The organism is Fructilactobacillus sp. X2R5C3 (genome assembly GCF_059901325.1).
Map to the genome: position 1 here is coordinate 235,698 of NZ_JBWXUY010000002.1, position 26,546 is coordinate 262,243.

Below are 26,546 nucleotides of genomic sequence, written 5' to 3' on the forward strand. Positions count from 1 at the left end.
GAGTGACTTTATGTCTAAAGGGAAAAAGCAAAGTAAATTAGGCTTAATGTCTTTAGTTTTAATGATACTCACTGCGATATTTGGCTTTGGTAATACGACCGTCGCCTATGATCAAATGGGCTACGCCAGTATTATCTGGTACATATTTGGAGCACTAGTATTTTTCTTACCGGTTTCATTAATGTTTGCCGAATATGGTTCGACTTTCAGTAGTGCTAAAGGTGGAATTTATTCCTGGCTTAAAGAGTCAATTGGTGAACGCTTAGCCTTCATCGGAACCTTTATCTGGCTATCATCATGGATCATTTGGATGATCTCGACTTCTTCTAAGGTTTGGATCCCATTTTCTAACATTATTTTCGGAACGGACAAAACCCAAACATGGCATTTGTTCGGAATTTTTACCCCAATGCAAACAATTGGAATCCTTGGGATTGCCTGGATTTTAATTATTACTTTGTGTGCGAGTCATGGTTTTGATTCAATTGCTAAGATTGCAAACATCGGGGGAGTATTATCAATTGCTTTGCCACTGATCTTTGCTATCTTATCAGTAATTGTTTGGGTCTTAAATAAGGGCCAACTTGCTGAGCCAGTCAATGGCGCTAAAAGTTTCATTCAATCCCCTAATCCATTATTTGTAACCCCAATCGCCATCATGTCATTTGTTGTTTATGCGATTTTTGCGTATGGAGGAATGGAGTCAATTGGTGGAGTCGTTGATAAGGTCAAAAATCCTACGAGGACTTTTCCCCGTGGGGTCATCATTGCGGCAATCATCATGGCAGTCATCTATTCTGGATCCATTTTTTTGGTTGGTATTACAGCTAACTGGCATGAAGTTGTCGGAAAGGGTTCGGTCAACCTGGGTAACATCACTTACGTTTTAATGAATAACCTTGGTTATGTTTTCGCTAAAACCCTTGGCTTTTCAGCTGGATCAGCAATGGAATTTGGTCGCTTCATGGCCCGAGTAGCCGGTTTAGGGATGTTTATTCCATACTTAGGTTCTTTCTTTGTTCTGATATATTCCCCAATCAAATCATTTATTGAGGGATCCAATCCAGATTTATGGCCTAAAAAAGTGGTTAAATTAAATAAACATGGTATGCCAGGGTTTGCAATGTGGATTCAAGCATTTGTTGTTGTTGCCGTTATCTTTGTCATTTCTTTCAGTGGCAATAATGCTCAACAATTTTACTTAATTTTAACTGACATGGCTAATATTTCGACAACTTTCCCATACTTATTCTTAGTTGGAGCTTTCCCATTCTTCAAGAAACTAAAGAATGTTCCTCGTCCCTTTGTCTTTTACAAGAATCGAATTGCTACTAACATCATGGTAACCATTATCTTGGTTGTACTAGTGTTGGGAATTGGCTTTACTGCTATTCAACCAATCTTGACTCATGATTACACCACCGCCTTCTGGACCATTGTGGGACCACTAGCTTTTGCACTGGTTGGTTGGTTAATGTATGAATACAACAGTCGAAGAGGTACTAAAACTGCTAAAGAAATTGATGACCAATAAAAAAAGAGTTCGCAATGCGAACTCTTTTTTTTACATAAAATTAATGCTTACGACTTGCTTCTTTAATACGAGCAGCCTTACCAGAACGATCACGTAAGTAATACAACTTAGCACGACGAACTGAACCATGTCTAACAACATCAATCTTAGCAATTCGTGGTGAATGTAATGGGAAGATTCTTTCAACCCCAACTCCACTGGCAATTCTTCTTACTGTGTAAGTAGCTTGAATGCCTGAACCATGACGTTTAATTACAACACCAGTAAACTTCTGGATACGTTCGTTACTACCTTCAACAACCTTTACGGAAACCGTAACGGTATCACCAACACGAAATTCAGGAATATCTGAACGAAGTTGATCACTATTGATCTTATCAATCAATTTATTTTGACGCATAATCATTTCTCCTAACTAGCATTCTTATCTTCTCGACAGCGGAATACCGTTTTATTTAGCCATAAAAGACCACTTAAAATTATAACATACAAACCAAAAAACTCAATACTTACCGATCTTCTTCCTCAATTTTAACGTCCGCCAATAATTCCTTTTGCCTTTTTGACAGTTTGTTGTAATTAATCAGATCTGGTCGTCTTAAATATGTCTTTCTTAAAGATTCCTTCTGTCGCCAATCATCAATTTTTTGATGATCACCACTAGTTAAAATCGGTGGAACTTTTAACCCCCTAAAGTCTGCTGGTCGCGTGTATTGAGGATATTCAAGCAATCCACTTGAAAAAGAATCTCCTGGGGCTGACTCTTGATTACCAAGGACACCCTTAATGAGTCGAACGGTCGCATCAATCATTACTAGCGCAGGCAATTCACCACCCGTCAGGACAAAATCACCAATTGAGTACTCGTCAGTTACTACAGATTTAATTCGTTCGTCAAACCCCTCATAGTGACCACACAAAAAGGTTAAATGGTCCTCCCCGGAGAGTTTTGCAGCATCGTTTTCATCAAATCTTTTCCCTGCCGGATCAGTTAAAATGACTCTACCAGATGAATAACCCTGTTTTTCTGAAACTTCTTGAGAATGCGTAAAAGCATCAAGCATTGGTTGAGGCTTAAGTAACATTCCAGCTCCCCCACCAAAGGGGGTATCATCCACGTTATGATGTTTATTAGTCGAAAAATCACGAAAATTAGTAATATCAATATTTATGATTTCTTTTTCAATGGCCTTACCGATAATGGATTCACTCAAAGGGCCCTTTAAAATATTAGGGAAAAGGCTCAATATATCGATCTTCATCGTTACTGCATTCCCTCCATTAACTCAACGACTACTTTATGATTAGGAATATCCACTTTTTTTACGACCGAATCAATCTTTGGAAGTAACAAATCATCTTTATTTTCACGCTCCACTACCCAGACATCATTGGCAGGCATATCCATAATATCACTTATTACACCAATTTTATTATCATCTTTATCGATAACATCCATGCCGATAATTTGTTGATAGAAATATTCGCCTGGTTGTAAGTCAGTATTTTTTCTTTGCTCCGACGTAATTTTTAGGATGGCAGGTTTAAGGTATTCAACATCATTTATAGAATTGCGACCAGAAAAATGCAACAGAATAAATCCCTTATGGCTTCTAACCCCGTCAATCTTCAATTCTTCCATTTTTCCGTCTTTGGGGAATACATAAACAAGATTACCAACTTTAAAGCGTTGATCAATAAAATCAGTAGTAGGTTTTATTCGTACTTCACCTTTAATTCCCTGAGTATTTACTAATTTCCCAATTTCTAAGTAATCCATAGTTCACCTATTTCTATAAAAAAACTCTTAAATAAAAACGAGTTTTATCTAAGAGCTAATCTTTGCCATCATCAATAACGAGTTTAATTCGCTTTCCATCATTAACGTGAACACTATAAATTATGGTTCGAATCGTCTGAGCAACTCGACCCTTTTTTCCAATAATACGTCCAACGTCATTAGGATTGGTAGACAATATATATTCGCTAAATTGATCAGTATCCTGATGATTAATACTAATATCATCAGGATATTTAACTAATGGCTTAACGATTGTTTTAATTAAATTATCAAAATTAACCATAATCAATCACTTATTTCTTAGCTGCTAATTTAGCATCATGTAATTGTTTCATAATACCTGCATCTGACAAAATATTACGAACAGTATCAGAAGGTTTAGCACCTTTTTCCAACCAGTCCATGATTGATTCTTCTTTTAAAGTTACTTGATCAGGTTCAGTTAATGGATTGTAAGTACCAACATTTTCAATAAAACGACCGTCACGAGGACTACGTGAGTCAGCAACCACGATACGGTAAAACGGACGCTTCTTTGAACCCATTCTTCTTAATCTAATTTTTAATGACATAAACACACCTCCTAATAGTTTTCTTAACAGTTACTAATATTACCAATAAATATTAATGATGTAAAGGCTTTTTTCTTTACAGTCTGAAATTAATGTCTTTTTTTATTTTTTCGTCGCTTCTTTTTATTCTTTTTGATCTTGCGACTCATCCGCTTCATGGCGAGATTCGACAATTTACCAGTCATTCCTCCACCCATTCCAGCAGAATCCATCATATTTGACAAACCCGACATATTTCCGTTAGACACTTTGTTCATCATTTTCTTCATTTGATCAAATTGTTTAATGAGTCGATTGACTTGTTGAATCGGTTGAGCCGATCCGCGAGCAATTCGACGTCTCCTTGAAGGATTTAACACATCCGGATTGGATCGTTCCTCATCAGTCATTGAATAGATAATCGCTTTAATATGGTCTAAATCTTTGGGATTAACGTTTAAATTCTTCAATGCCGGATTATTAGCCATTCCTGGAATCATTTTAACCAAATCTTGAATTGGACCCATCTTTTGAATTTGTTCTAATTGATCAACAAAATCATCAAAATCAAAAGAATTTTCCTTGATTTTTTCGGTTAATTCCTTAGCTTGATTTTCATCATACTCTTTCTGAGTCTTTTCGATGAACGAGAGCATGTCTCCCATTCCCAAAATTCGAGAGGCCATTCGATCTGGGTGAAATACATCCAAATCATCTAACTTTTCACCTTGACCCACAAACATAATTGGTTTGTCAGTCACAGCCCTGATTGACAAAGCAGCTCCACCACGAGTATCTCCGTCTAACTTTGTTAGAATAACCCCGGTAATATCTAAAGCATCGTTAAATCCGACCGCCGTATCAACGGCATTTTGACCTGTCATAGCATCAACAACTAAAAGAATATCATTTGGATTGGCCACCTTTTTAATATTCTTTAATTCATCCATCAAGTTTTCGTCAATTTGAAGCCGACCGGCCGTATCAATTAACACATAATCGTTATTATTTTTGCTAGCTTCCTTTAAACCATCTTGAACAATTTGTACTGGGTCAACATCCGTTCCCTCTTGAAATACTGGAACATCAACTTGTTCGCCCACCTTTTCTAACTGTTCAATTGCTGCGGGACGATAAACATCGGCAGCGATCATTAATGGACGCGCATTATCTTCAGATTTAAGCCTTTTAGCTAATTTACCTGCTGAAGTAGTTTTACCTGCTCCTTGAAGTCCTACCATCATAATGACTGTAGGAATCTTGTCTGATTTAACTAGCGGAGTGGCAGATTCACCCATCATGTTAGTCAGTTCATCGTTAACGATCTTAACAATTTGTTGGGCCGGATTTAATCCTTCAAGAACGTCAGCGCCCTTAGCTTTTTCTTGAACCCTCTTTACAAACTGACGAACCACCTTAAAGTTAACGTCCGCTTCTAGTAATGCTAATCTAATTTCCCGCATTGTTTCACGCAAATCAGATTCGCTGACCTTACCTTTTCCTCTTAAGTTTTTAAAAGCTTTTTGTAATCGATCGGTTAAACCTTCGAAAGCCATCTTTTCACCCCTAATTTTCTTCCGTAATTTCTAAGTGATCCACTAACTCATTTAAGTGTTCATCATTTGGATAATACTTCTTAACGTAATCTCTAATTTCATCGGTTTGCTGATTGCGTAATACAAATAATTGATATAGGTGCATTTTACTTTCATAGTCTTCAAGAATTTGCTCAGTTCTTTTAATGTTATCATAAACCGCTTGGCGACTAATATTGAAATTTTCTGAAATCTCACCTAACGAAAAATCATCTGCATAGTATTCTTGAATGTACTCTGCCTGTTTCTTAGTGAGCAATTCACCATAAAAATCGTACAGAGCATTAATCCGATTATTCTTTTTAATGTCCATCTAAAGTCACCACTAATTATCTTGAATTAATCCCTTAAATAAACCGTCAATAAAGCTCTTAGAATCAAATTTACGCAAATCATTAACCGTTTCTCCAAGTCCAACGAACTTTACCGGCATATTAAGCTTATTTTTGATTGCAATTACAATTCCACCCTTGGCAGTTCCATCAAGCTTTGTTAAAACAATTCCCGTAATGTTAGTAATTTCATTGAACATCTTGGCTTGATTCAAAGCATTTTGACCAGTAGTTGCATCAATCACTAGCAATACTTCTTGAGGTGCGTCTGGAATTTCACGCTTAATGACCTTATCAATTTTAGCAAGTTCATTCATTAAATTAACTTTATTTTGCAATCTTCCGGCTGTATCAACAAATAAAACATCATAATTTTCTTTTTTGGCTTTATCTACTGCTTCAAAAACAACCGAAGCTGGATCACTACCAGCGGACTTTTTAACAATATCAACATCATCACGTTTAGCCCATTCATCTAATTGTTCAATGGCGCCCGCTCTAAATGTATCAGCAGCCGCTAAAAGCACCTTTTTATTTTGCTTTTTAAAATTATTGGCCATCTTACCAATGGTCGTCGTTTTTCCAACTCCATTGACACCAACAAATAAAATCACAGTTGGGCCAGTTTGAGATAATTTGATTGAACTATCTTTATCACTTGGTGCATCATACAAATCGATCATCTTTTGGACGATTAGATTTTGAACTTCTTTTGGTTTCTTGGCATTTTTTAATTTAACCTCTTCTTTTAGTTCATCAGTTAGTTGGATTGCAGTTTCAAATCCAACATCGGATTCAACCAGCGTATCTTCTAAATCATCAAAGAAATCATCATCAACTGAGCGAAAATTAGCAAATAGCGCATTTAATTTTTGTCCAAACGAAGACCGTGATTTTGCCAGACCATGTTCGTATGCTTTTTCAGTTGATTCAGGCTGCTTAGTTACATCATCAGTAGACTCTTTGACATCTTCATTTTTATTAGAAGAATGATCTGTATCAACCACAGACTGGCCTTTTTCATCTGACTTGTTATCGTCAGTGCTTCGAACACTATTTTTTGATGTTTGCGTTTGTTCTTCCGGTTCTTCAGAAACATCAGCTCCATCATTCTTACTCTCACTTGATCCATCATTTTTCTGACTAACTTCATTTTCTTCAGTTTGTTGAGAGTGGTCACCTCGATCAGAGGTGTCGTCACCAGTAGCCTTTGCTTTCTCATCTTCTCTTTTAGACTGCTTGGTTTCGTTCTCTTTGTCGTCAGATTCCTTCTTCTTACTTTTAAAAATATCAAATAAACCCATAATTATTCTCCTAGCTTTTTAGATTCATCCAAGTTGACCGAAACAACCTTAGATACACCCGAATCTTGCATTGTAACTCCATAAAGATGATCCGCATAGACCATCGTTTCCTTTCTGTGAGTAATTACAATAAATTGTGTATTATTCTTTAAACTCTGCATATACCGCGCAAAACGATCCACATTAGCAGGGTCAAGAGCAGATTCAGCTTCATCCAATATTACAAACGGAACTGGTTTTACCTCAAGAACCGAAAAAAGCAGTGCCAAAGCCGTTAGAGCTTTCTCACCACCAGAAAGTAAATTGAGATTACGGTATTTCTTTCCGGGTGGTTTTACCAAGATATCGATCCCAGTTGTAAGTAAATGATGCGGGTCATCCATTTTTAGTTTGGCTTCTCCACCACCAAAAATATTGCGAAAAATATGACTAAACGCAGTTGCAATTTTATCATAAGTTTCGCTAAATTTAACTTTTACCGTTTGATCCATTTCATTCATTATCCCAATCAGTTGGCTCTTAGATTCAATTAAATCATCAAGTTGATGATTCATAAATTCGTAACGGTCTTTCACTTCTGCATAGGCATCAATTGAATTAACATTAATCGGACCCAACTCGTCAATTTCAGATTGGATTGATTTAATCAATGAATCGATTTCGGGTAATGCAAGTTCCACCTTCTTCATTGAGCTAGTTCCTTTAATCATGTTATCGCGTTGATAACGCTCAGAATCAAGGTTATCTATAGCAGTTTTTAAATTCGATTCTAGCTTTTGAACTATTTCTGTTTGAGAAATTAAACGATCCTGAAGATCGGAAACTTGATGATCATATTTTTGATCATCTTGGTTAAACTTATCAATTTTTGAATTAAGATCGTTAACATCCCGCTTAGTACTTTGGATTTGTTGTTCTAGTTCGGGAATATTAGTTTTTACTGCCACCACTTCTTGATTAATTGATTGCTTAAGTCCATTTATACTATTGGCTAAGCTTTTTAATTGAGTTTCAAAATTCAACCTTTGTTTTAAAAGACTTTCCCTGCTGGACTTGAGTTGACTATTTTGTTCCTTTAAGCGAATCAACTTTTCTTTGATTTCAGATGATTTGATATTATTTTCGTTAACATTCCGAGTAAGTTTTTCAATCTGACTTTTGATTGAGGTATTCTTAGACTGATTTTGCTTAATTTGCATTTTTAAATCATTAATCTTATGAGAAAGATCAATCTCATTTACACCATCATCACTAGTTGTGTTTTTTAATTGTAATCGAATTGCATCAGCATTTCTTTGAGACTCCTTTAAACTACTTTGATTCATACTAATGCTTTTTTGTCTAGCTTGAATCTCTCCTTTTAATTCATTTAATTTTTGACGAAGTTCATCGTGCTTATCCTGCTTTATTGTGTGCTGATCTTGGAATTTTTTGATAGTCTCCTCACCAGCATTCATCTTCTGGCTCATTTCTTCAACTTGCTGATTTAAGTGGACCAATTTTTCTTTTTGACTTAATAAGCCAGTGGACTGGTTGTGATTTGATCCACCAGTGATTGCACCTCCAGCATTAACGACATCCCCATCTAAAGTTACCACTTTAGCCTTATGACCAATTGTCTTACTGATCTTTGTAGCACTTTTTAAATCAATCGCAATTATCGTACCACCCAACAGGTGATTCTTAACTCGTGTCATATTCGACGGCATTTTGACTAGGTCCGAAGCAATTCCAACAAGGCCAGAAATCGACTTTACCTCATTTAACACATTAGAGGATAAATAACGTTCATTAACGGCATTCATCGGTAAGAACGTAACTCTTCCCAGTTTCTTCTCGCTTAAATAATGAATTGCTTCTCTAGCGTCTTTAACGTTCTCGGTGATAACCTGCTGGACCTGGCTTCCTAGTGCTGTTTCAATGGCTAGCACATAACGATCAGGAACTTCAATAAAATCACTCACCGTTCCTTTAATCCCGACTAAATTTGCTTTGTTTTTTAATAAGTTTCGCGTTCCGCGATAAAGCGAATTATGATTTTCCAAGATTGACTTAATGCTGTCTCGTTCCGTTTTAGTCTCCTGAAAAACACGCAATGCAGCATACCAGCTTGCCTTTAATTCTTTTTCTTTATCACTTGAATCTGACAACTTCTTATCAACTTGCTTTAATTCATCCACCATTTGTTTCTGGTTGTTTTGAAGTTTCGATAATTCGGTCTCTTCTGAAGTGATTTCTTGCTTTAAAAGGTTGCTTTGATCTTCAATCGCATTAATCCGCTGGTACTTCTCTTTTACCTCACTATCACTACGCTTGGATAATTTTTGCATTAACTTTAAATTATTCTTGGCACTGGCTAATGACTGCATCAAATCTATGTAATCATTTCTTATATTTTCAAGTTCTGTTTGCTTTTCCAATAAATTTTGTTGAATAGGAGCCGTTTCAAGCTGCTTCATCTTATGAGAATAGTTGGAAATGAGAGCCTGCTTTTTACTAATTTGGCTTTGATTATCAGTAATATTGTTTTTAACGTTTCCCAGTTGCTCTTTTAAATCACTTACTTTACTTTCTAAGTCGTTAATCTTTTGTTGATTAAATTCACGTCGTTGCTGAGATAACTGCTGATCACTATGAGCTGATTCGAGTGATTTAGTGTCACTTAAAAGTTGATTTTGAAGTTGTTCACGCTTCCGAACTAAACTTTTAATCTTGCTCGTTAACCCTTGTTTGCGTTCTTTAACTTCCTTAACTTGTATTTTTAAATTAGTAAAAGTAGTATTTTGCTCTTTGAGCTCCTTTTCTAGATTCATTTTCACGTTTTCATGATTTTTAATCTTAATTACTAATTTAGAATACTTCAATTGATCAAGATACTTTTTCTTATTTAAATAGAGCGAAGCAGCATCACTTTGCTCCTTTAGAGGCCCAATTTGTTTGTCCAACTCGTTAATAATATCTGAGATTCGATCCAAATTTCCTTGAGTATCAGCTAACTTTTGTTCAGTTTCCACCTTTTGTTTTTTATATCGGTAAACCCCAGCAGCTGTCTCAATAATTGATCGCCTTTTTTCAGCATCATCATTAAGAATTTCGTCAACATTCCCTTGCGAAATAATTGAAAGGGAACCTTCACCTAATCCAGTATCCATAAAAAGATTATTAATATCCTTCAAACGACAATCTTTATCATTGATTGAATAAGAACTATCACCATTTCGATAAACTTTACGTGTGATTTTAATTTCGGTATAATCAGAATCCAAAAAATGATCAGAATTATCAAAATAAATGCTAACTTCTGCACGACTAAGAGCTCTGCGCCCCTTGGACCCAGAGAAAATGACGTCTAACATTTTTTTACCACGTAAAGTTTTGGCCGACTGCTCACCTAAAACCCAACGAATTGCCTCGATGACATTACTTTTTCCGCTACCATTTGGACCAACAATTCCAGTAAGCCCATCCTGAAAGTCAATTGTGGTTTTATCTGCAAAAGATTTAAATCCTGCAATCTCAATTGATTTTAACTTCACCTTAATGCCTCATTTACTTAATACTTGTGCTTACTCCCAGTTCATTGAGTGCTTTCTTTGCCGCTTTCTGTTCTGCATCTTTCTTGGAATGTCCTAACCCGACTCCCATTTCTTTGCCGTTAATTTTTACCGCAACTTTAAATTTACGGTCATTATCAGGACCATCTTCACTAACTAGTTCATAGTCTAAATCGACTGGGCCATTTTCTTGAACAACTTCCTGTAATTCAGTTTTATGATCAAAGAATTCGTCAAACCAACCCTCATCAAGCTTAGGAAAAATCACAATCTGACAAAAATTCCTCACCGTTTCTATTCCTTGATCGAGATACACCGCTCCAATAAATGATTCAAAAATATCACATAAAAGTGAGTCACGTTGTCTGGCATTCGCCTTTTCTTCACCTTTGCCGAGTCGGATATACTTGTCAAAATGACATTCACGGGCAAAACGACTAAAGCTATGCTCATTAACCATAGCAGCCCTTAATCTAGTCAGTCGACCTTGTGGTAATTCAGGAAAACGTCTAAAGATGTAGTCTGAAACCACTAATTGATAGACAGCATCCCCTAAAAACTCCAGACGTTCATAAAATTTTAATCCTTGACCGGGATGCTCGTTCACGTATGATGCTTGGGTCATTGCTTCATCTAAAAGTGCTTCATCGTTAAACTTAATATTAAACTTGTCTTTTAACAAGTCATCAAACTGCTTTTGCAATTCTATTTCCTCCAAAGGTAACATTTTTTCTTTTAATTATATCATTAATGCCTAAATTACGATAATTGCATAATAAAAAATGACCCGTCATAACAACGAATCATCTATTTCTTTGCAATGTGTTTTTTCGTTTTTGGATCAATATCTCGCATAATTACATCTACTAGATCGCCGACATCACTGATATTCTCAGTATTTTCACTGGTGAAAACATCGCCAAACTCATCCTCTAATTCAACGATAAATCCCGCCATATCAATAAAATCAGCGCCTAAATCATTAGTAAAGTTTAAGTCATTCGTTACCTTATCAACCGGAACCTTAAAACGACTTGAGGTGATTTCTGCTACTTTTTTAAATACTGTTTCTCTATCCATCAGTGATCCCTCCTACTGCTCACTATTTTTAATACTATCCATTTCATCAGTATGATTAGAAAAATAATCTTTCACTGAATCAACAAAATTAGAATTAATAATTTGCTGAATTTGAAGTATCGTATTTCTAATTGTCTTAGCCTTACTGCTACCGTGGCTCTTCACCACTGGGGCCTTTAATCCAAGCAGGACGGCACCCCCGTACTTAGTGTAATCCATCTTGTGGGCAATCTTTCTTAAAGTATCCTTGAGTAATAAAGCACCCACTTTGGACTTCACTCCACCATTTATAATGCCGTCTTTTAACATATTAATCATTGACAATGCAGTTCCTTCAATACTCTTTAAAACCGCATTACCGGTAAAGCCATCGGTTACCGCTACATCGGTAACTCCATCCAGCAACCCTCGTGATTCGATATTACCAATAAAATTAATGTCATCATTTTTTCTTAAAGCATGATACATTTTTTGATGGATCTTATTTCCTTTGTCAGACTCGGTGCCATTATTAATCAACCCAACCCGTGGATTTTTAATCTTTAAGACTCTTTCAGCATAATACTTACCTAGTAGTGCATACTGATAAACGTTAACAACCTTAGCATCAGCATTTGCTCCACAATCAATTAACGTGAAACCAGTATCGTTATCAATTACTGGTAAAGTAGTAACCAGTCCCGGACGATCAATTCCTTTGATTCTACCGATTATCAATAAACCAGCAACTAGAATGGCACCAGTATTTCCACAGGAATAAAATGCATCAGCTGTTCCATCTTTAACAGCTCGAGCAGCCATTACCAGACTTGATCCCTTTTTTTCTTTTACTGCTTTAACGGGTTCATCTTCCATTTTAATAACTTCATCTGATTGAATCACTTTGATATTTTCTTTGTTATTTAACAACGAATTGATTTTATCAGAATCACCAAAGAGTTGAAACTCCACGTGATCCATTTCATCACGAGCAAGCTCAATCCCTCTGACAATTTCATCAGGTGCATTATCGCCACCCATTGCATCAACAGCAATTTTTATCATTATAGGCAAAGCTCCTTAATCAAACTTAACATCTTGATTTAAAGATTTAAGTCTTTTTACTAACTTTCGATTTTGCGGTTCCTGTTCCCAGTTAACATCATCAACAATTTCTTTTGCAACGGTCTGCGCTGTGCTCAAAATATTAATGTCAGCAACTGGATCTCCAACTTTAAAGGTTGGCATTCCAGACTGATTTTTACCGAGAATGTCCCCAGGACCTCTTAATTCTAAATCTTTTTGTGAAATAAAGAAACCATCAGTTGATGAACACATCACATTCATTCGTTTTCTACCAGTTTCATTTTTAGGATCAGCAATTAAAATACAATAAGCTTGCTGGTCCCCTCGCCCCACACGACCCCGAAGTTGATGTAGTTGAGCCAACCCAAAATGGTCAGCATCATAAATCACAATGGTACTTGCGTTGGAAACGTCAACTCCGACTTCAATTACAGTTGTAGAAACTAGAACTTGTACCTTATTAGTCTTAAAAGCATCCATTACTTTATTTTTGTCTTCATCACTCATTTGACCATGGAGTAAGCCAACCGTGTATTTATCACCAAGTTCTTGCTGAAAGTTTTGGTATGTATCAGTCACGTTTCTCATATCCACTGCTTCAGATTCACCGATAAGGGGGACTACCACGTAAACTTGTTCTCCATGATTTAAGCGCTTTTTGACAAAATTAAGCATTGCATCAATCTGTTGATTCTTAATCCAAGCCGTTTTAATTGGTTTTCTACCACCTGGCAACTCATCAATTACCGAGACATCCATTTCACCATACGCTGTGATCGATAGAGTTCGTGGAATAGGCGTAGCGGTCATCGATAACACGTTTGTTGATTTACCCTTTTCTCGCATGGCCTTTCTTTGGTTAACTCCAAACCGATGCTGCTCATCAATGACAGCTAATCCTAAATTATGGTATTTAACCTCTTTTTGAAACAATGCATGAGTACCCACCACCAAGTTAATCTCGCCACTTTCAATACGGGGTAAAAGTTCATTTCGAGCGGATCTAGAAGTATCACCAGTCAATAGTCCAATACTAACACTAGTATCCTTAAAAAGATCAGCAAGTCCGTCAGCATGTTGTTCGGCTAAAATTTCAGTGGGAGCCATTATTACGGCTTGTTTCCCAGAAAGAACCGCAGCATAAATTGCGATAGCCGCTACAACCGTTTTTCCGCTCCCAACATCTCCCTGTAAAAGCCGATTCATCTGATATGGGCGCTTTAGATCAGATAAAATTTCTGAAATAACCTTTTTTTGTGCCAGGGTCAATTCGTACGGAAGAGAACTCACAAACGTCTGTAATTTAGCACGATTAATGGTTATCGCAGAATTAGGGGCCTGATTTTTCTGATGTTTTAAAGTTTGCATTCGCATTTGAAACAAGAAAAATTCATCAAACTTTGCGGTTCTACGTGCGAGTGCTGCTGCTCTTTGATTCTTTGGAAAATGCATGTTAGAAATGACACTTTTTAAATTTTCTAATTTATACTTTTTTAAAACCCAATTAGGAATGAAATCTTCAATTTGACCTTGGTACTGATCATAGGCTTCGGTTACCAATTGGCGAATGGTATTCTGGGTAATCTTATGGTTAGCAGGATAAATTGAACCAAATTTTTCGCCATCACCAGCTTTCAAAATTTTAATTCCGGCCATCGATTTTTTATTTGCATCAAACTTTCCGTAAATCAAAATTTCATCCCCGGCTTCAACCTGTTTCTTTAGCCACGGCTGATTAAAAAAAGACACCGGAATCACATCATTACCAACTAGTAACTTAATAGTTAAACGACTTCTACGTCTTCCAAAAAAATTAACCGTTGGATTGATAGCAACCTTACCCTTCAGAGTGACCACCTGCTGATCAGAAATTTCAGAAAGATCTTTAGTTCGAAAATCTTCATAACGAAATGGAAAGTATGTCAGTAAATCATAAATGGTCACAATCCCCAAATCATTTAGAGCTTCAACTTTTTTGGGACCGACTCCTCTAAGCGTTTCCACATGGTCATCTAACCCACTCATCAAATTCACCTCCTAAAAAGACTGTTAATCCACAAGGACTAGCAGTCTTATTAAGTATCTATCTATATAATATTACCTATTCAACGGAAATAATCAACGGATAAACTGGTTGATCCCCCTCATGAGTCTCAACTTCTAATTCATCGTCCACTGATAAGGCAGCGTTCGAAACTTTATCAGCATCATCCTGATCAGCGTCTTTTCCAAAAATAATCGTAACGTTTTCGCTATCATCATCTAACATTTTTTTCAGCATCTTAATAGCTGCATCATCTAAAGAAGAACCAAGGACCTGAATGTCTCCATCAATAATTCCCATGTAACTACCCTTTTTAATGTCCATTCCATTAATCTTTGTATCACGAACAGCAGTCGTCACTTGGCCACTTTTAACGGTATCTAAAGAGTCGTCCATCTGGGTCTGGTTTTCTTTAAAAGTATTATCAGGATCAAATGAGAACATCGCGGTTAATCCTTGTGGGATTGTCTTGGTGTGGACAACTTCCATCGGAATGTCTGTGATTCCCTGGGCTTGCTCTGCCGATAGGAAAATATTCTTATTGTTAGGGAGAACGATCGCTTTTTTAGCATTACTGTTATTGACAGCGTCAACAATATCTTGCGTACTAGGGTTCATCGTTTGTCCGCCACTAATGATGTTAGTTACTCCTAAGCTCTTAAAGAGCTTCTCTAAACCTGCTCCCGCAACCACCGCAATAATTGCTAAGTCACGCGGCTTTTTATGCTCTTTTTCTTCCTTTAAATCATCGGTCTTTTGAGCTTTTTCATCGCTTTCCATGATTGATTCTTGTTGCAGTCGCATGTTATCAACTTTAACGGTTGCTAAGTCACCAAATTGTTGTCCCCACGACAAGACCTTGCCAGGATGCTCCGTGTGAACGTGAACGCGAACCACTTCATCATCATTAATAACCAAAAGCGAGTCCCCTAATTTCGCCAGATAGTTATAAAAAGTATCGTAGTCGAATTTCTTGGTAACCTGCTTTCCCTTCCCAATTCGCACCATAATTTGGGTACAATACCCATAAACAATGTCTGCTGGGTTTAATTTACCTTGAGCACTCTTATGATGCTCAACATCAATCATTTCGTTCATTTCTTCAGAATTAGGTTGATGTTCACCTTTGTCTTCAATCTTTCGACCATTTAAAACATCATCAAAAGCTTGAAAAACAAATACCAATCCTTGTCCACCAGAATCCACCACTCCCACTTGCTTTAATACTGGGAGAAGATCTGGAGTTTTTTTAAGAGCTTTCTCAGAAGCATCAAGAATTGAGTCCATTACCTTTATAACATCATCAGTATCTGAAGCAGTATTTTCACCAGCTTTAGCAGCTAGTCTAACTACCGTCAAGATGGTCCCTTCAGTGGGTTTCATGACCGAACTATAAGCAGTCTTAGCTCCAGCGATAATAGCATCTGCAAATTCTTGAGCATCAAGATCCTTTTTACCTTCAACGTTTTTTGCAAAACCACGGAAAATCTGAGACATAATGACACCAGAGTTACCTCGCGCTCCCATTAATAGACCCTTAGCAAGTGCAGAAGCTTTACCGCCAATCGTATCATCATTTGATTTATCGACGTAACTTTCCCCACTTGATAATGACAAACTCATGTTCGTTCCAGTGTCTCCGTCTGGAACTGGGAAAACATTTAACGAATTAATAAAATCCGTATTATTATTAAGAACGACCGCGGCGGCTTGAACCATTTGGTCGAACTCTTTAGTAGTAATCTTAGTTAATGACACTATTATCAAATCCTCCTTATACTCAAACCACTAGTCGTTAATAACCTTAACACCCTGAACAATTACGTTTACTGAATCCGCATTAATCCCTAACATTGATTCCAAATTATATTTAACTTTTGACTGAACATTACGAGAAACTTCAGAGATCTTGGTTCCATAACTCACAATGACGTTGACGTCAACTTGAACTTTCTTGTTAACTTCTCTGACAACTACTCCTTTTGAGTAACTATCCTTTCGAAGAATTTCATTCATATTATCTTTAAATTGGTTTTTGCTAGCCATGCCAACAACTCCATAATTATCAGTTGCGGCACCGCCGACTACTGTAGCAATTACATCATTATCAATATCAATTGATCCATATTGAGTGTTTAACTTTACAGCCATCGTTTGCATCCCCCTTATCCTTTCGAGCTCATAACGATATCTAATGTTACCACACCCCATTATAAAACAAAAATATGAATCATGGTGTCAAGGACATTTACTTGAAAGAAACTTTGCATTTATGACGGTATTATGGTAAGTTATTTAGGTGAACTATTGAATATAAAAGAATTCCAAAGTAAGGAGGGATATTATGGCTAAGGATCAAATTAATGGTAAGAGAACTCATTTCGGCAATCGTCGTTCTCACGCTTTAAACTCATCAAGAAGAAGTTGGAAGCCAAACCTACAAAAGGTACGCATCTTAGTTGATGGTAAGCCCAAACGTGTTTGGGTTAGTGCCAGAACTTTAAAATCTGGTAAGATTACCAGAGTATAATCATTATTATTTTAATTAATTAATTAAAAAACAGTACAACCATTCAATGGTTGTACTGTTTTTTAGTCTCGGCTTTGAATCACCATCAATACTCCTTCATCAAAAACAAACGAAGCACTATCTCCAATAAATTCATTACTTGAATAAGAAGTTGGATACCCCACCCAATGATGATTTAATTGATATCTTTCATCATTGAGCGTTAAATGCATTGGTAACAGCGGACAAAAGTCTAAATATTTCATTCCAGTGATTTTCTTAATATGATACGACCCACTTAGAAAGTATCGGATTACATTTTGACTATCAATGAGTCTCAGCCTTGAAAGATAGGGTTTAATATTTGGCTTTAAGACCATCAAAAAATTGGTCAGCAAGTGATCAAGACGCCCGCCTGAAAAGCCATAAATATCGATCTCATTCTTAGGAAAATACTTGCCAGCGGTCCTGATACCCAATTCAGTATCAGTCTCATCCTTTACCGGATCAACCCGAATAACGTGCTTGGCTTTTTGTAATATTATTTTAAATTCCGAATCTGAAACCGAATCGAAGTCACCAACAGCGTATTCAGGAATAATGCCCAATTTGATTAGTCGTAAACTTCCTCGATCAACCCCAATGAAGGGACCCTTTATTTTTTTAGTCTTTAAGTTAGATGGCCATAACTCAATTGGTCCCCCAACAACGACATTTACCTTATTCATAACTAAAAATTAGTAGCGTTCTTAAGAGCCTGAATACGAGCAGCAGGATCTTTTGCATCAAAAACATATGAACCAGCTACAGCGACGTTTGCGCCAGCTTTATAGGCGTCAACCACCGTCTTATTGTTAACACCACCATCAATTTCAATGTCATAGGAATATGAATCATTTTCTTCACGTAATTTATTTAATTCTCTAACCTTACTAATCGTTTCAGGAATAAACTTTTGACCACCAAATCCGGGATTAACAGTCATCACAAGAACTTGATCAACCATGTACAAGACTGGCTTAATCATCTCCACTGGGGTTCCCGGATTAATTACGACTTCAGCTTTAACGTTTTTATCTTTAATCATTTGAAGAGCACGATGAATATGGGGAGTTGATTCAACATGAACCCCAATAATATCTGCGTTAGCATCAGCAAAAGTATCAATATATCTTTCAGGATTCTCAATCATTAAATGACAGTCAAGTGTTAATCCAGTAATGGGGCGAATCTCTTTGACCCAGCCTGGACCATAGGCAATCGCTGGAACAAACATCCCATCCATAACATCGATATGTAGTAATTCCGCACCACTCTTATCGACCTTTTCAATGTCTTTTTGTAGGTTTACGTAATCCGCACTTAAAATTGAAGGAGCAACTTTAATCATGTTTAATTTCCTCTTTTCTTATTATAAATTGGCTTTTGTGCTTTTAATAAATGATATTCTTGCAGATAATCATCATACCTGCTCGATAGAATTGTACCACTTTCAACCCCAGCTTTCACGGCACAACCAGGTTCATTAACATGCAGACATTCACGAAACTTACAGTTGGGTGAAGCACGTACAAATTCCGGGAAATAATTTTTTAATTCATTTGACTTAATTTCCAAAGTATCAAAAGAAGAGAAGCCTGGTGTGTCAGCAATCAAGCCGCTATTTACCGTTAGTAAAGACACCTTCCTAGTGGTATGCTTCCCTCGACTTAAAGACTTAGATACGACTCCAGTTTTAAGCTTTAACTTAGGGTCAATTTCGTTAAGCAGTGTTGATTTTCCTGACCCAGTCTGACCCATTACGATTGATTGTTTGTGAGGAAGTAACTTCGAAACATCGCTCACTGCATTTACATCATCTTTTTTATCAGGTAACACAACTTCATAACCAATTTTCCTATAATCAGCCGCAACCGTTTTAAAAAAATCAACCTGCGCTTTTGACGTTAACAAGTCAGTCTTACTAAGATAAATAATCGGGATAATCTTCTGCTTTTCGAGGGCCACAAGTTGCTTATCTAATAGTGAGAAAGAAAAAGCAGGTTCAATGGCTGAATTAACTACAATTGCTTGATCAGTATTAGCAACTGGTGGTCTAACTAATTGATTAAACCGTGGTAAAACCCTTAAAATGTATCCCTCGTTCACATTAGTTTCATCAAACTCAACCAGGTCGCCAACGATGGGTTTAATATTTCTTTTTCTAAAGTTCCCTCGTGCTCTCGTCCGGTACATTTTTTCATCGGACTCAACGTCATAGAACCCACTCAAAGATTGATAAATCTTGCCTTTTCTCACATTAATCTCCTATTGAATCCTCTGAAAGCCCGCGATAAAGAAGCCATCAGAATCATAGTCGTCTGGATAAATTTTTAAAGCATCTGTATCACGATTTGGCTTTAGGTCTTTTCTTGTCTTGACCCAAACCGGTTTAAAGTTTTGGTGCTGATCTAAAAACCTGCTGACATTCTCACTATTTTCTTGATTCATGATGGTACATGTACTAAATACCAACTGTCCGCCCACTTTGAGTGTTGGTGCCACAGCATTCAAAATTTCAGTTTGAATCTTTACAAGGTGTAAAACGTCATCAAGTGTCTTATCGTATCTAATCTCTGGTTTACGCCTCATCAATCCAAGTCCCGAACAGGGAGCATCAACCAGGATTTTATCAAAAGTACTTTCACCAAATAATTCAGAAACATTACGAGCGTCAATGGCATGAACTTCAATATTATCTTTCACACCCATTCGGGCTGCATTTTGCTCAATTTTGGTTAATTTTTTGAGGTGCAGATCTAAAGCTTCAACCTTACCAGTAGTCAAATATTCAGCAATTTGCGTGGTTTTACCACCTGGAGCCGCACAAGCATCTAGTACATAGTCATCATTTCTAATGTCCATGGATTGAACTGGCAACATGGCACTTTCGTCCTGAATCGTAAACAAACCCTCTTTAAACAGAGGACTACCACTAGCACTTTTACCAGATAAGATAAGCGCATGATCAGCTACTTCACTACTTCTAACCTCATATCCCTCTTGGAAAAATTTCTTCTTTAAATCATCATCAGAAATCTTACGATGGTTCACCCGGACTGATTGCTTAGCTGGCTGATTAATACTTTTAAGTATATCAACCGTCTTATCCATACCAAGTTGCTCATTAAGTTGCTTTACAATCCACAGCGGAACACTATAAAAGATTGAGTCGTAAGTGGCAGTGTCTTTAATTTTATCAATTGGAGGCAATCCATTTCGTTGGATGTGGTGAAGGACTCCGGTAACAAGTCGTCTAATACCATCATGCCCACGCTTTTTGGCAATCTTAATTGATTCATCAAAAATCGCACGATCTGGTATTTTGTCTAAATACTGCATTTGATAAATTGCCGTATACAGTAATTCTTTGACCCAACCATCAAGTTTGTCAGATCTTTTTACTAAATGGTCAACATAATAAGCTAACGTTAACCGGTGCTGAATCACACCATAAACGATATTAGTATACAGGGAAATATCTTTGGGACTCATCGTGCTAGAATCGATCACATTGTTGATTTGAAGATTAGAATATGCACCGCCATGAACACGCTCTAGTGTTCTTACGGCTAAGTATCGTGGATTACTTGAGTTATTTTCTGTCAATAAATTGATCTCCAATTTCTAATTTCTGGTTGCCGTTCAAATATTCGGTAATTGATTTTTTTGGCTTCCCAGACGGTTGAATTTCTTCAATTCCCAAAACCGTTCCGTTCCCAGCAGCAATTTTTAAATGGTGTTTATCTTTACTAACCACCTGACCAGGATCTAAATCAGTCTGCTCATCAATAACCGTTGTTTTCCAAATCTTATTTGGTTTCCCATTTACCATTGCAAATGCGGTCGGATCGGGTCTTAACGCTCTGACTTTTGCATCAACCAAACTAGCAGGTTGAGAAAAATCTAACTCTTCTTGTTCTCGCTTAATGTTTGGCGAAAACACAACTTGCTCTTCATCCTGTTTTTGGGGATGTGCAGTTCCATTAATAACTTCTTTTAAAGTCTTTAAGAGAAGGTCACGTCCCACTAAACTTAACTTTTTAAACATACTATCAGTATCGTCGGTGTTTTCAATCTTAACAGGTTGTTGAGCTAAAACGTCACCAGCATCCATCTTTTTGACCATGTACATGATCGAAATTCCGGTTTCTTTATCTCCGTTCATAATGGCATATTGAACCGGAGCCCCACCACGATATTTCGGCAGTAAAGATCCATGAACATTGATATCAGCAATTTGCGCTGCTTCAAGCAATTTAGTCGGCAAAAATTGGCCAAATGCAGCAGTTATAATAAAATCTGGCTTCATTTGAATAATTTCTTCCATTTCGGGACTTCCACCTAATTTTTGCGGTTGTAGTACCGGTAACCCCAAATCTTGACTAGCTTTCTTAACCGGTGATTCTTCAATTTGATGTTTTCGCCCAACCGGTCGATCTGGCTGGGTTACCACTGCCAACACTTTGTAGTTCTGATTTAAAGCTTTTAGGATTGGAACACTAAATTCAGGCGTTCCCATAAATACAATTGATTTCATAATAATTCACCTACATAAAACTGACTGGTTCTGGATCAATCCCGATCCGTAAACCCTTTCTAACTTCTTTTTGTGATATTTGTAAAATATGCTTTAAGCTTTCATTGAGCTTTAAGTCACGTTTGTACTTAATAATGATTTGGAAATAATAACGTTTTTTCATTCGAGCAATCGGCCTAGGGGTTGGCCCCAAAATAATGGTAGTTTGATCAAGCGACTTTTTAAGATAATTAGCAACCTCATAAGATTCATTAGCCGCCTGCCTCTCATTTAGTGAACTAATTGAAACTTTAATGGTAAAGAAGTATGGAGAATAATCAGCTAAATGTCTTAATTGCATTTCTTTTTGATAAAATGCTTCATAATCCTGGTCTTTAGCCAATTGAATCACATAATTATCTGGATTATAGGTCTGAATAATGACTTCTCCATCCTTATCAGCTCGTCCAGCTCGTCCGGAAACTTGAGTTAATAAATCAAACGTTCGTTCACTAGAACGAAAATCAGGTAAATCCAATCCAGTATCAGCATTTAGTACCCCCACCAAAGTTACATTCGGAAAATCCAGTCCCTTAGCAATCATCTGCGTTCCTAGTAAAACATCAGCATGATGTTCACCAAATTCACGAAGTAACTTCTCATGAGAACCCTTTTTCCGGGTTGTATCGACATCCATTCTGATTACTCGCGCTTTTGAAACGAGTTCATGTAATTGTCGCTCTACCTTTTCAGTTCCAGTACCAAAGTAACGAATATTTTTACTGTGACAGTTGGGACAATACTTAGGAATTGGTTCCTCAAATCCGCAGTAGTGACACTTCATCGTATGAGAATCCATGTGAAGCGTCAAAGAAATATCACAGTTGGGACACTTTAAAACATAGCCACAATCTCGACACATCAGAAAAGACGAGAATCCCCGACGATTAAGCATTAACACTACTTGTTCGTGCTTTTCAATTCTTTGCTTAATCGCACTAAGTAATTGGTGCGAAAAGATTCCATCATGAGTCTCTTCCTCTCTGGTCATGTCAACAACTGAAACTTCTGGTAAACGCCTTTGATTAATGCGATCGGGAAGGCGTAAAAATTTATAAACTCCCTTTCCGGCACGAGCCCTTGACTCAAGCGAAGGTGTTGCACTCCCAAGTACGACTGGGCAATGATGATAATTGCCACGCCAAATGGCAACATCCCGCGTGTGATAACGCGGATTATCATCCTGCTTGTAACTTGTATCGTGTTCCTCATCAAGAATAATAATCCCAATATCAGAAAGAGGAGCAAAAACTGCTGATCTTGCCCCTACTACTACCTTTGCCTTTCCATTATTAATTCTACGCCACTCATCATACTTTTCCCCGGTTGACAAACCACTATGAATTACAGCAACTTGATTACCAAACCGATTTTTAACTCGATTAACCATCTGGGGGGTTAAAGAAATCTCTGGAACTAACATCAACGCCGTCTCACCTAAATCCAGAGCCTTTTGGATGGATTGAAGATAAACCTCAGTCTTACCTGATCCAGTTACTCCTTCAAGTAGATAGGTTTCATTTTGATAGGCTTCAATGGAACGATCAATTTCACGAACGGCATGTGCTTGATCAACGGTTAACTTTTTTGGTTGATCAATTGTAATATCATGTTTGTACGGATCACGATACTTCTCAACCTGAACTTTTTTTATCCAATTCTTCTTTTCAAAACTGCTAATCGCTGAATTGGATATTTTAAGATCATTAACGAGGTGGGTCTGAATAATTGGTTGATCAGTATGGTGCTCTAAAACAGAAAGTAAGTTTAATTGAGAAGTGGCATTCTTACGAAGCTGTTTTTTTGCCTGACCAAAATCACTTAATTGATTTAAAATGGCCGTTTCCGTTTTCTTTTTGGCTTCATTTTGAACTTTGTAAATCACTTGGATTTTATTGTTCTTACGCAACTTAGCAAGTTTTCCCATCTCAGTACTATTAAAATGCTCCATGTCAAACGGAACCATACTCTGGTCTTTAAACTTATCATTAAGCTCTTGATCGGCAAGATTTCCAGTTGCTTTTACATAGGTTGTATATCTTGCCTTCATCGCATTAGGAAGCATGGTCAAAAGACAACTAATTCGAAAAGAATAAGTTGTATCAGCCAACCACTTAGAAAGTTCAATCATTTCGTCGTTCAACACTGGGCTCAAATCCATGGTACTATCAATCTTTTTGAGTTGATTAAGCTGGTCCGGTTTCTCATCTGTAATATCAACGACAAAACCTTCAACTTTTCTGTTTCCATTCCCAAATGGAACAATGACCCTCATGCCTCGTTTCAGTTGATCTTCTAATCCAGTAGGAATTAAGTATGAATAGGGTACATTTGTTTGCATGGTCGGAACATCAACAATCACTTTTGCAATTTTCAAATTACCCCTTCTTTCCATTCTTGCATATTACAGATTAGCTATAAAAGGTCAACAACGACATTTAACACTTCACTAGCAACTTTTAATTTAGACTCAACTTCTGTCTTTTTGACCAAACCATCCTTTGAGATGATTGAAACCTGATTATCATCACTATTAAAACCAATTAATGAATTGGAAACATCATTTAATACCACTAGATCTAATTTCTTTTTCATCAACTTTTGCTTAGCATTTTTAAGAGGATCATTGGTCTCGGCCGCAAAACCGACCACCACCTGATTAGGGTTCTTCTGTTGTGCCACTTTTGCAACAATATCATCGTTCTTAATTAGATGGAGATCTAAAGAATCATGGTCTTGATCCTTCTTGATTTTTTGTTTTTCCGCATGAGCAGGTTTAAAATCACTAACTGCAGCAGCCATAATCAAAACCTGATTATCTGAAAATAAGCGTTGTACCTGGTGCTCCAGTTGATCAGCAGAACTAACTTTGATAACTTTCACACCATCTGGAATCTGGCACTGACTGTTGGCACTTACAAGTGTCACTTTAGCCCCCATTTCTTTAGCAACCTCAGCAATTGCATATCCCATCTTTCCTGATGAATTATTTGATAAGTACCTAACCGGATCAATTGGTTCTCTAGTACCACCAGCAGTTACTAGTACATTAACCCCAGAAAGAGGTTGGTCATCATGATCATTTAATTGACTAACCACAAACTGATAAATTTCTTCTGGTTCAGCAAGTCGACCTAGAGCTGAATATCCTTCGGCTAGGGGTCCAACTTGTGGCTCAACAAATTGGATACCATCATCTATTAATCTTTGAATATTTCTTTGGGTAGCTGGATTTTTTAACATGACATCATTCATTGCTGGCGCAAAATACTTAGGGCACTCCATGGCTAACATAGTCGTACTTGCAAAATCATCCGCAATCCCATTTGCTGTTTTAGAAATAAAATCAGCGGTAGCTGGGGCAACAATTGCCAAATCGGCCCATTTAGCTAGCCCAATATGATTAATCGTTGTTGAGTCATCAAAATAACTTTGATCATCATAGACATCATTCTTCGATAAAACTTGAAAAGTTAATTTCGAGACAAATCGTTTGGCAAACGGTGTCATTACAACTTTGACACTAGCACCATTCTTTTTTAAAAGTCTCAATAAATAAACTGCCTTATAAGCAGCAACGCTACCAGATACAAATAAGACAATTTGCTTCCCGTTTAACAAAATTATACCCTCCAAAGTATTTCTTATTAATTATACTACACATCCCTTATTATTCATTTAATAAAAAAAGACCCTGTGATGAGATTCATCACAAAAGTCCTTTCTTACTTACTTTTTGGAGCGATGGTTAACACGCCGGCAGCAATTTCTTCCAACGCCATTCCAACTGATTTTACTGACTTATAATGGGGAAGCAATGGCTTCGCACCCTGATCAAGTTCTTCAGCTCTTTTGCTTGCTAACATAACGAGCGAATATCTTGAATCAACGTGTTGCAATAAATCTTCAAGTGGTGGATAAATAAACATTAAACTTCATCTCCTAATTTATTAAGATAATTTGGCATAACACGGTTTACCTTTAAACGTTCACTTTTAACAATTGTTTTAATTCGGTCTACCGCATTTGAAACCTTATCATTCACAACTGCATAATCATAGTTTTGCATCATTCGGATTTCCTTAGAAGCTTTTTCAATTCGTTTGTTGATAACCTCAATATCATCAGTCCCACGGCCAACCAAACGATCCCTAAGTGAATCAATGTCAGGTGGAGTTAGGAAAATAAAAACTCCATCGGGGCAGTTGGCACGCACCTGCATGGCACCATTAACTTCAATTTCCAGAAAAACATCTCTTCCTGAATCTAATGTCTCGTTTACGTATTGTAACGGGGTGCCATAATAATTGTCAACATACTTAGCATACTCCAGCATCTTACCATTTTTAATATTCTGTTCAAATTGATCCTTTGAAACAAAGTAATAATCAACCCCGTTAACTTCTCCCTCACGGGGTTTTCTGGTAGTCATCGAGATTGAATACTTGAAATCGACATCAGGATCATTAAAAAGGGCTTTTCTAACCGTTCCCTTCCCCACTCCACTTGGACCAGAAAGAACAATTAACATTCCTCTTTCACTCACTTAAACCGCTCCT

Annotated in this window: 26 protein-coding genes; 2 read left to right on the forward strand and 24 right to left on the reverse strand. The window is 37.1% G+C overall.

From position 1 onward, the window contains the following. Positions 1-10 precede the first annotated feature (10 nt). Positions 11-1,534, forward strand: coding sequence for a glutamate/gamma-aminobutyrate family transporter YjeM (gene yjeM, locus AC6UDE_RS04155; protein ID WP_500696712.1), 1,524 nt, complete (start codon positions 11-13; stop codon positions 1,532-1,534). Positions 1,535-1,574: 40 nt separating this feature from the next. Here the strand turns inward: yjeM and rplS are convergent, their stop codons facing one another. The 15 genes from rplS to AC6UDE_RS04230 form a co-directional block, all read right to left on the reverse strand. Beyond that, the gene (gene rplS, locus AC6UDE_RS04160; RefSeq protein WP_500693725.1) at positions 1,575-1,934 is read right to left on the reverse strand and encodes a 50S ribosomal protein L19; all 360 of its coding nucleotides are present in this window, start codon (positions 1,932-1,934) and stop codon (positions 1,575-1,577) included. 109 nt (positions 1,935-2,043) lie between these two features. Next, positions 2,044-2,796, reverse strand: coding sequence for a tRNA (guanosine(37)-N1)-methyltransferase TrmD (trmD, locus tag AC6UDE_RS04165; RefSeq protein ID WP_500696713.1), 753 nt, complete (start codon positions 2,794-2,796; stop codon positions 2,044-2,046). Positions 2,797-2,798: 2 nt separating this feature from the next. Then, positions 2,799-3,314: a ribosome maturation factor RimM gene (rimM, locus tag AC6UDE_RS04170; protein WP_500696714.1), complete on the reverse strand. Its 516-nt coding sequence runs from the start codon at positions 3,312-3,314 to the stop codon at positions 2,799-2,801. Positions 3,315-3,369: 55 nt separating this feature from the next. Then, a complete protein-coding gene (locus AC6UDE_RS04175) occupies positions 3,370-3,618 on the reverse strand; it encodes a KH domain-containing protein (RefSeq protein ID WP_500696715.1) in 249 nt (82 codons plus the stop codon). A gap of 10 nt (positions 3,619-3,628) precedes the next feature. Then, positions 3,629-3,907 (reverse strand): 30S ribosomal protein S16, encoded by a 279-nt coding sequence (rpsP, locus tag AC6UDE_RS04180; RefSeq protein ID WP_500693721.1) that lies wholly within the window; start codon positions 3,905-3,907, stop codon positions 3,629-3,631. 89 nt (positions 3,908-3,996) lie between these two features. After that, positions 3,997-5,442: a signal recognition particle protein gene (gene ffh / locus AC6UDE_RS04185; RefSeq protein ID WP_500693720.1), complete on the reverse strand. Its 1,446-nt coding sequence runs from the start codon at positions 5,440-5,442 to the stop codon at positions 3,997-3,999. A gap of 10 nt (positions 5,443-5,452) precedes the next feature. Continuing rightward, the gene (locus AC6UDE_RS04190; RefSeq protein ID WP_500696716.1) at positions 5,453-5,794 is read right to left on the reverse strand and encodes a putative DNA-binding protein; all 342 of its coding nucleotides are present in this window, start codon (positions 5,792-5,794) and stop codon (positions 5,453-5,455) included. Positions 5,795-5,806: 12 nt separating this feature from the next. After that, entirely contained in the window at positions 5,807-7,117 is a 1,311-nt protein-coding gene (gene ftsY / locus AC6UDE_RS04195; protein ID WP_500696717.1) for a signal recognition particle-docking protein FtsY, read from the reverse strand. Between the two features lie 2 nt (positions 7,118-7,119). Next, positions 7,120-10,653 (reverse strand): chromosome segregation protein SMC, encoded by a 3,534-nt coding sequence (smc, locus tag AC6UDE_RS04200; protein ID WP_500696718.1) that lies wholly within the window; start codon positions 10,651-10,653, stop codon positions 7,120-7,122. 13 nt (positions 10,654-10,666) lie between these two features. Then, positions 10,667-11,398, reverse strand: coding sequence for a ribonuclease III (rnc, locus tag AC6UDE_RS04205; protein WP_500693716.1), 732 nt, complete (start codon positions 11,396-11,398; stop codon positions 10,667-10,669). Positions 11,399-11,478: 80 nt separating this feature from the next. Further along, positions 11,479-11,751 carry an acyl carrier protein gene (locus AC6UDE_RS04210; protein WP_500696719.1) on the reverse strand — a complete coding sequence of 91 codons (273 nt, stop codon included), beginning with the start codon at positions 11,749-11,751 and terminating at the stop codon, positions 11,479-11,481. Between the two features lie 12 nt (positions 11,752-11,763). Further along, a complete protein-coding gene (gene plsX, locus AC6UDE_RS04215; RefSeq protein ID WP_500696720.1) occupies positions 11,764-12,795 on the reverse strand; it encodes a phosphate acyltransferase PlsX in 1,032 nt (343 codons plus the stop codon). A 15-nt stretch (positions 12,796-12,810) separates the two neighbouring features. Then, positions 12,811-14,841, reverse strand: coding sequence for an ATP-dependent DNA helicase RecG (recG, locus tag AC6UDE_RS04220; RefSeq protein ID WP_500696721.1), 2,031 nt, complete (start codon positions 14,839-14,841; stop codon positions 12,811-12,813). A 76-nt stretch (positions 14,842-14,917) separates the two neighbouring features. Then, a complete protein-coding gene (locus AC6UDE_RS04225; RefSeq protein ID WP_500696722.1) occupies positions 14,918-16,618 on the reverse strand; it encodes a DAK2 domain-containing protein in 1,701 nt (566 codons plus the stop codon). A 30-nt stretch (positions 16,619-16,648) separates the two neighbouring features. After that, positions 16,649-17,011 (reverse strand): Asp23/Gls24 family envelope stress response protein, encoded by a 363-nt coding sequence (locus AC6UDE_RS04230; RefSeq protein WP_010021513.1) that lies wholly within the window; start codon positions 17,009-17,011, stop codon positions 16,649-16,651. A gap of 193 nt (positions 17,012-17,204) precedes the next feature. Between AC6UDE_RS04230 and rpmB the strand changes: the two genes are divergently transcribed. Beyond that, on the forward strand, positions 17,205-17,390 hold the full coding sequence (gene rpmB, locus AC6UDE_RS04235; protein ID WP_500693710.1) for a 50S ribosomal protein L28: 186 nt from the start codon (positions 17,205-17,207) through the stop codon (positions 17,388-17,390). A 62-nt stretch (positions 17,391-17,452) separates the two neighbouring features. Here the strand turns inward: rpmB and AC6UDE_RS04240 are convergent, their stop codons facing one another. From AC6UDE_RS04240 to gmk, 9 genes are all read right to left on the reverse strand, one after another. Next, on the reverse strand, positions 17,453-18,097 hold the full coding sequence (locus AC6UDE_RS04240; protein WP_500693709.1) for a thiamine diphosphokinase: 645 nt from the start codon (positions 18,095-18,097) through the stop codon (positions 17,453-17,455). Between the two features lie 2 nt (positions 18,098-18,099). Next, on the reverse strand, positions 18,100-18,759 hold the full coding sequence (gene rpe / locus AC6UDE_RS04245) for a ribulose-phosphate 3-epimerase (RefSeq protein WP_500696723.1): 660 nt from the start codon (positions 18,757-18,759) through the stop codon (positions 18,100-18,102). A gap of 2 nt (positions 18,760-18,761) precedes the next feature. Then, the gene (rsgA, locus tag AC6UDE_RS04250) at positions 18,762-19,667 is read right to left on the reverse strand and encodes a ribosome small subunit-dependent GTPase A (RefSeq protein ID WP_500696724.1); all 906 of its coding nucleotides are present in this window, start codon (positions 19,665-19,667) and stop codon (positions 18,762-18,764) included. Between the two features lie 9 nt (positions 19,668-19,676). Next, on the reverse strand, positions 19,677-21,017 hold the full coding sequence (rsmB, locus tag AC6UDE_RS04255; protein ID WP_500696725.1) for a 16S rRNA (cytosine(967)-C(5))-methyltransferase RsmB: 1,341 nt from the start codon (positions 21,015-21,017) through the stop codon (positions 19,677-19,679). Next, complete coding sequence (gene fmt / locus AC6UDE_RS04260; protein ID WP_500696726.1) at positions 21,004-21,948, reverse strand: methionyl-tRNA formyltransferase; 945 nt, start codon at positions 21,946-21,948, stop codon at positions 21,004-21,006. The genes rsmB and fmt overlap by 14 nt, the downstream gene beginning before the upstream one ends. A gap of 10 nt (positions 21,949-21,958) precedes the next feature. After that, positions 21,959-24,382, reverse strand: a complete 2,424-nt coding sequence (gene priA / locus AC6UDE_RS04265; RefSeq protein ID WP_500696727.1) for a primosomal protein N' — start codon at positions 24,380-24,382, stop codon at positions 21,959-21,961. 20 nt (positions 24,383-24,402) lie between these two features. Continuing rightward, on the reverse strand, positions 24,403-25,608 hold the full coding sequence (gene coaBC / locus AC6UDE_RS04270) for a bifunctional phosphopantothenoylcysteine decarboxylase/phosphopantothenate--cysteine ligase CoaBC (protein ID WP_500696728.1): 1,206 nt from the start codon (positions 25,606-25,608) through the stop codon (positions 24,403-24,405). 104 nt (positions 25,609-25,712) lie between these two features. Then, positions 25,713-25,916 (reverse strand): DNA-directed RNA polymerase subunit omega, encoded by a 204-nt coding sequence (gene rpoZ / locus AC6UDE_RS04275; RefSeq protein WP_500695688.1) that lies wholly within the window; start codon positions 25,914-25,916, stop codon positions 25,713-25,715. Beyond that, positions 25,916-26,533, reverse strand: coding sequence for a guanylate kinase (gmk, locus tag AC6UDE_RS04280; protein ID WP_500696729.1), 618 nt, complete (start codon positions 26,531-26,533; stop codon positions 25,916-25,918). The genes rpoZ and gmk overlap by 1 nt, the downstream gene beginning before the upstream one ends. Positions 26,534-26,546: the final 13 nt, after the last annotated feature.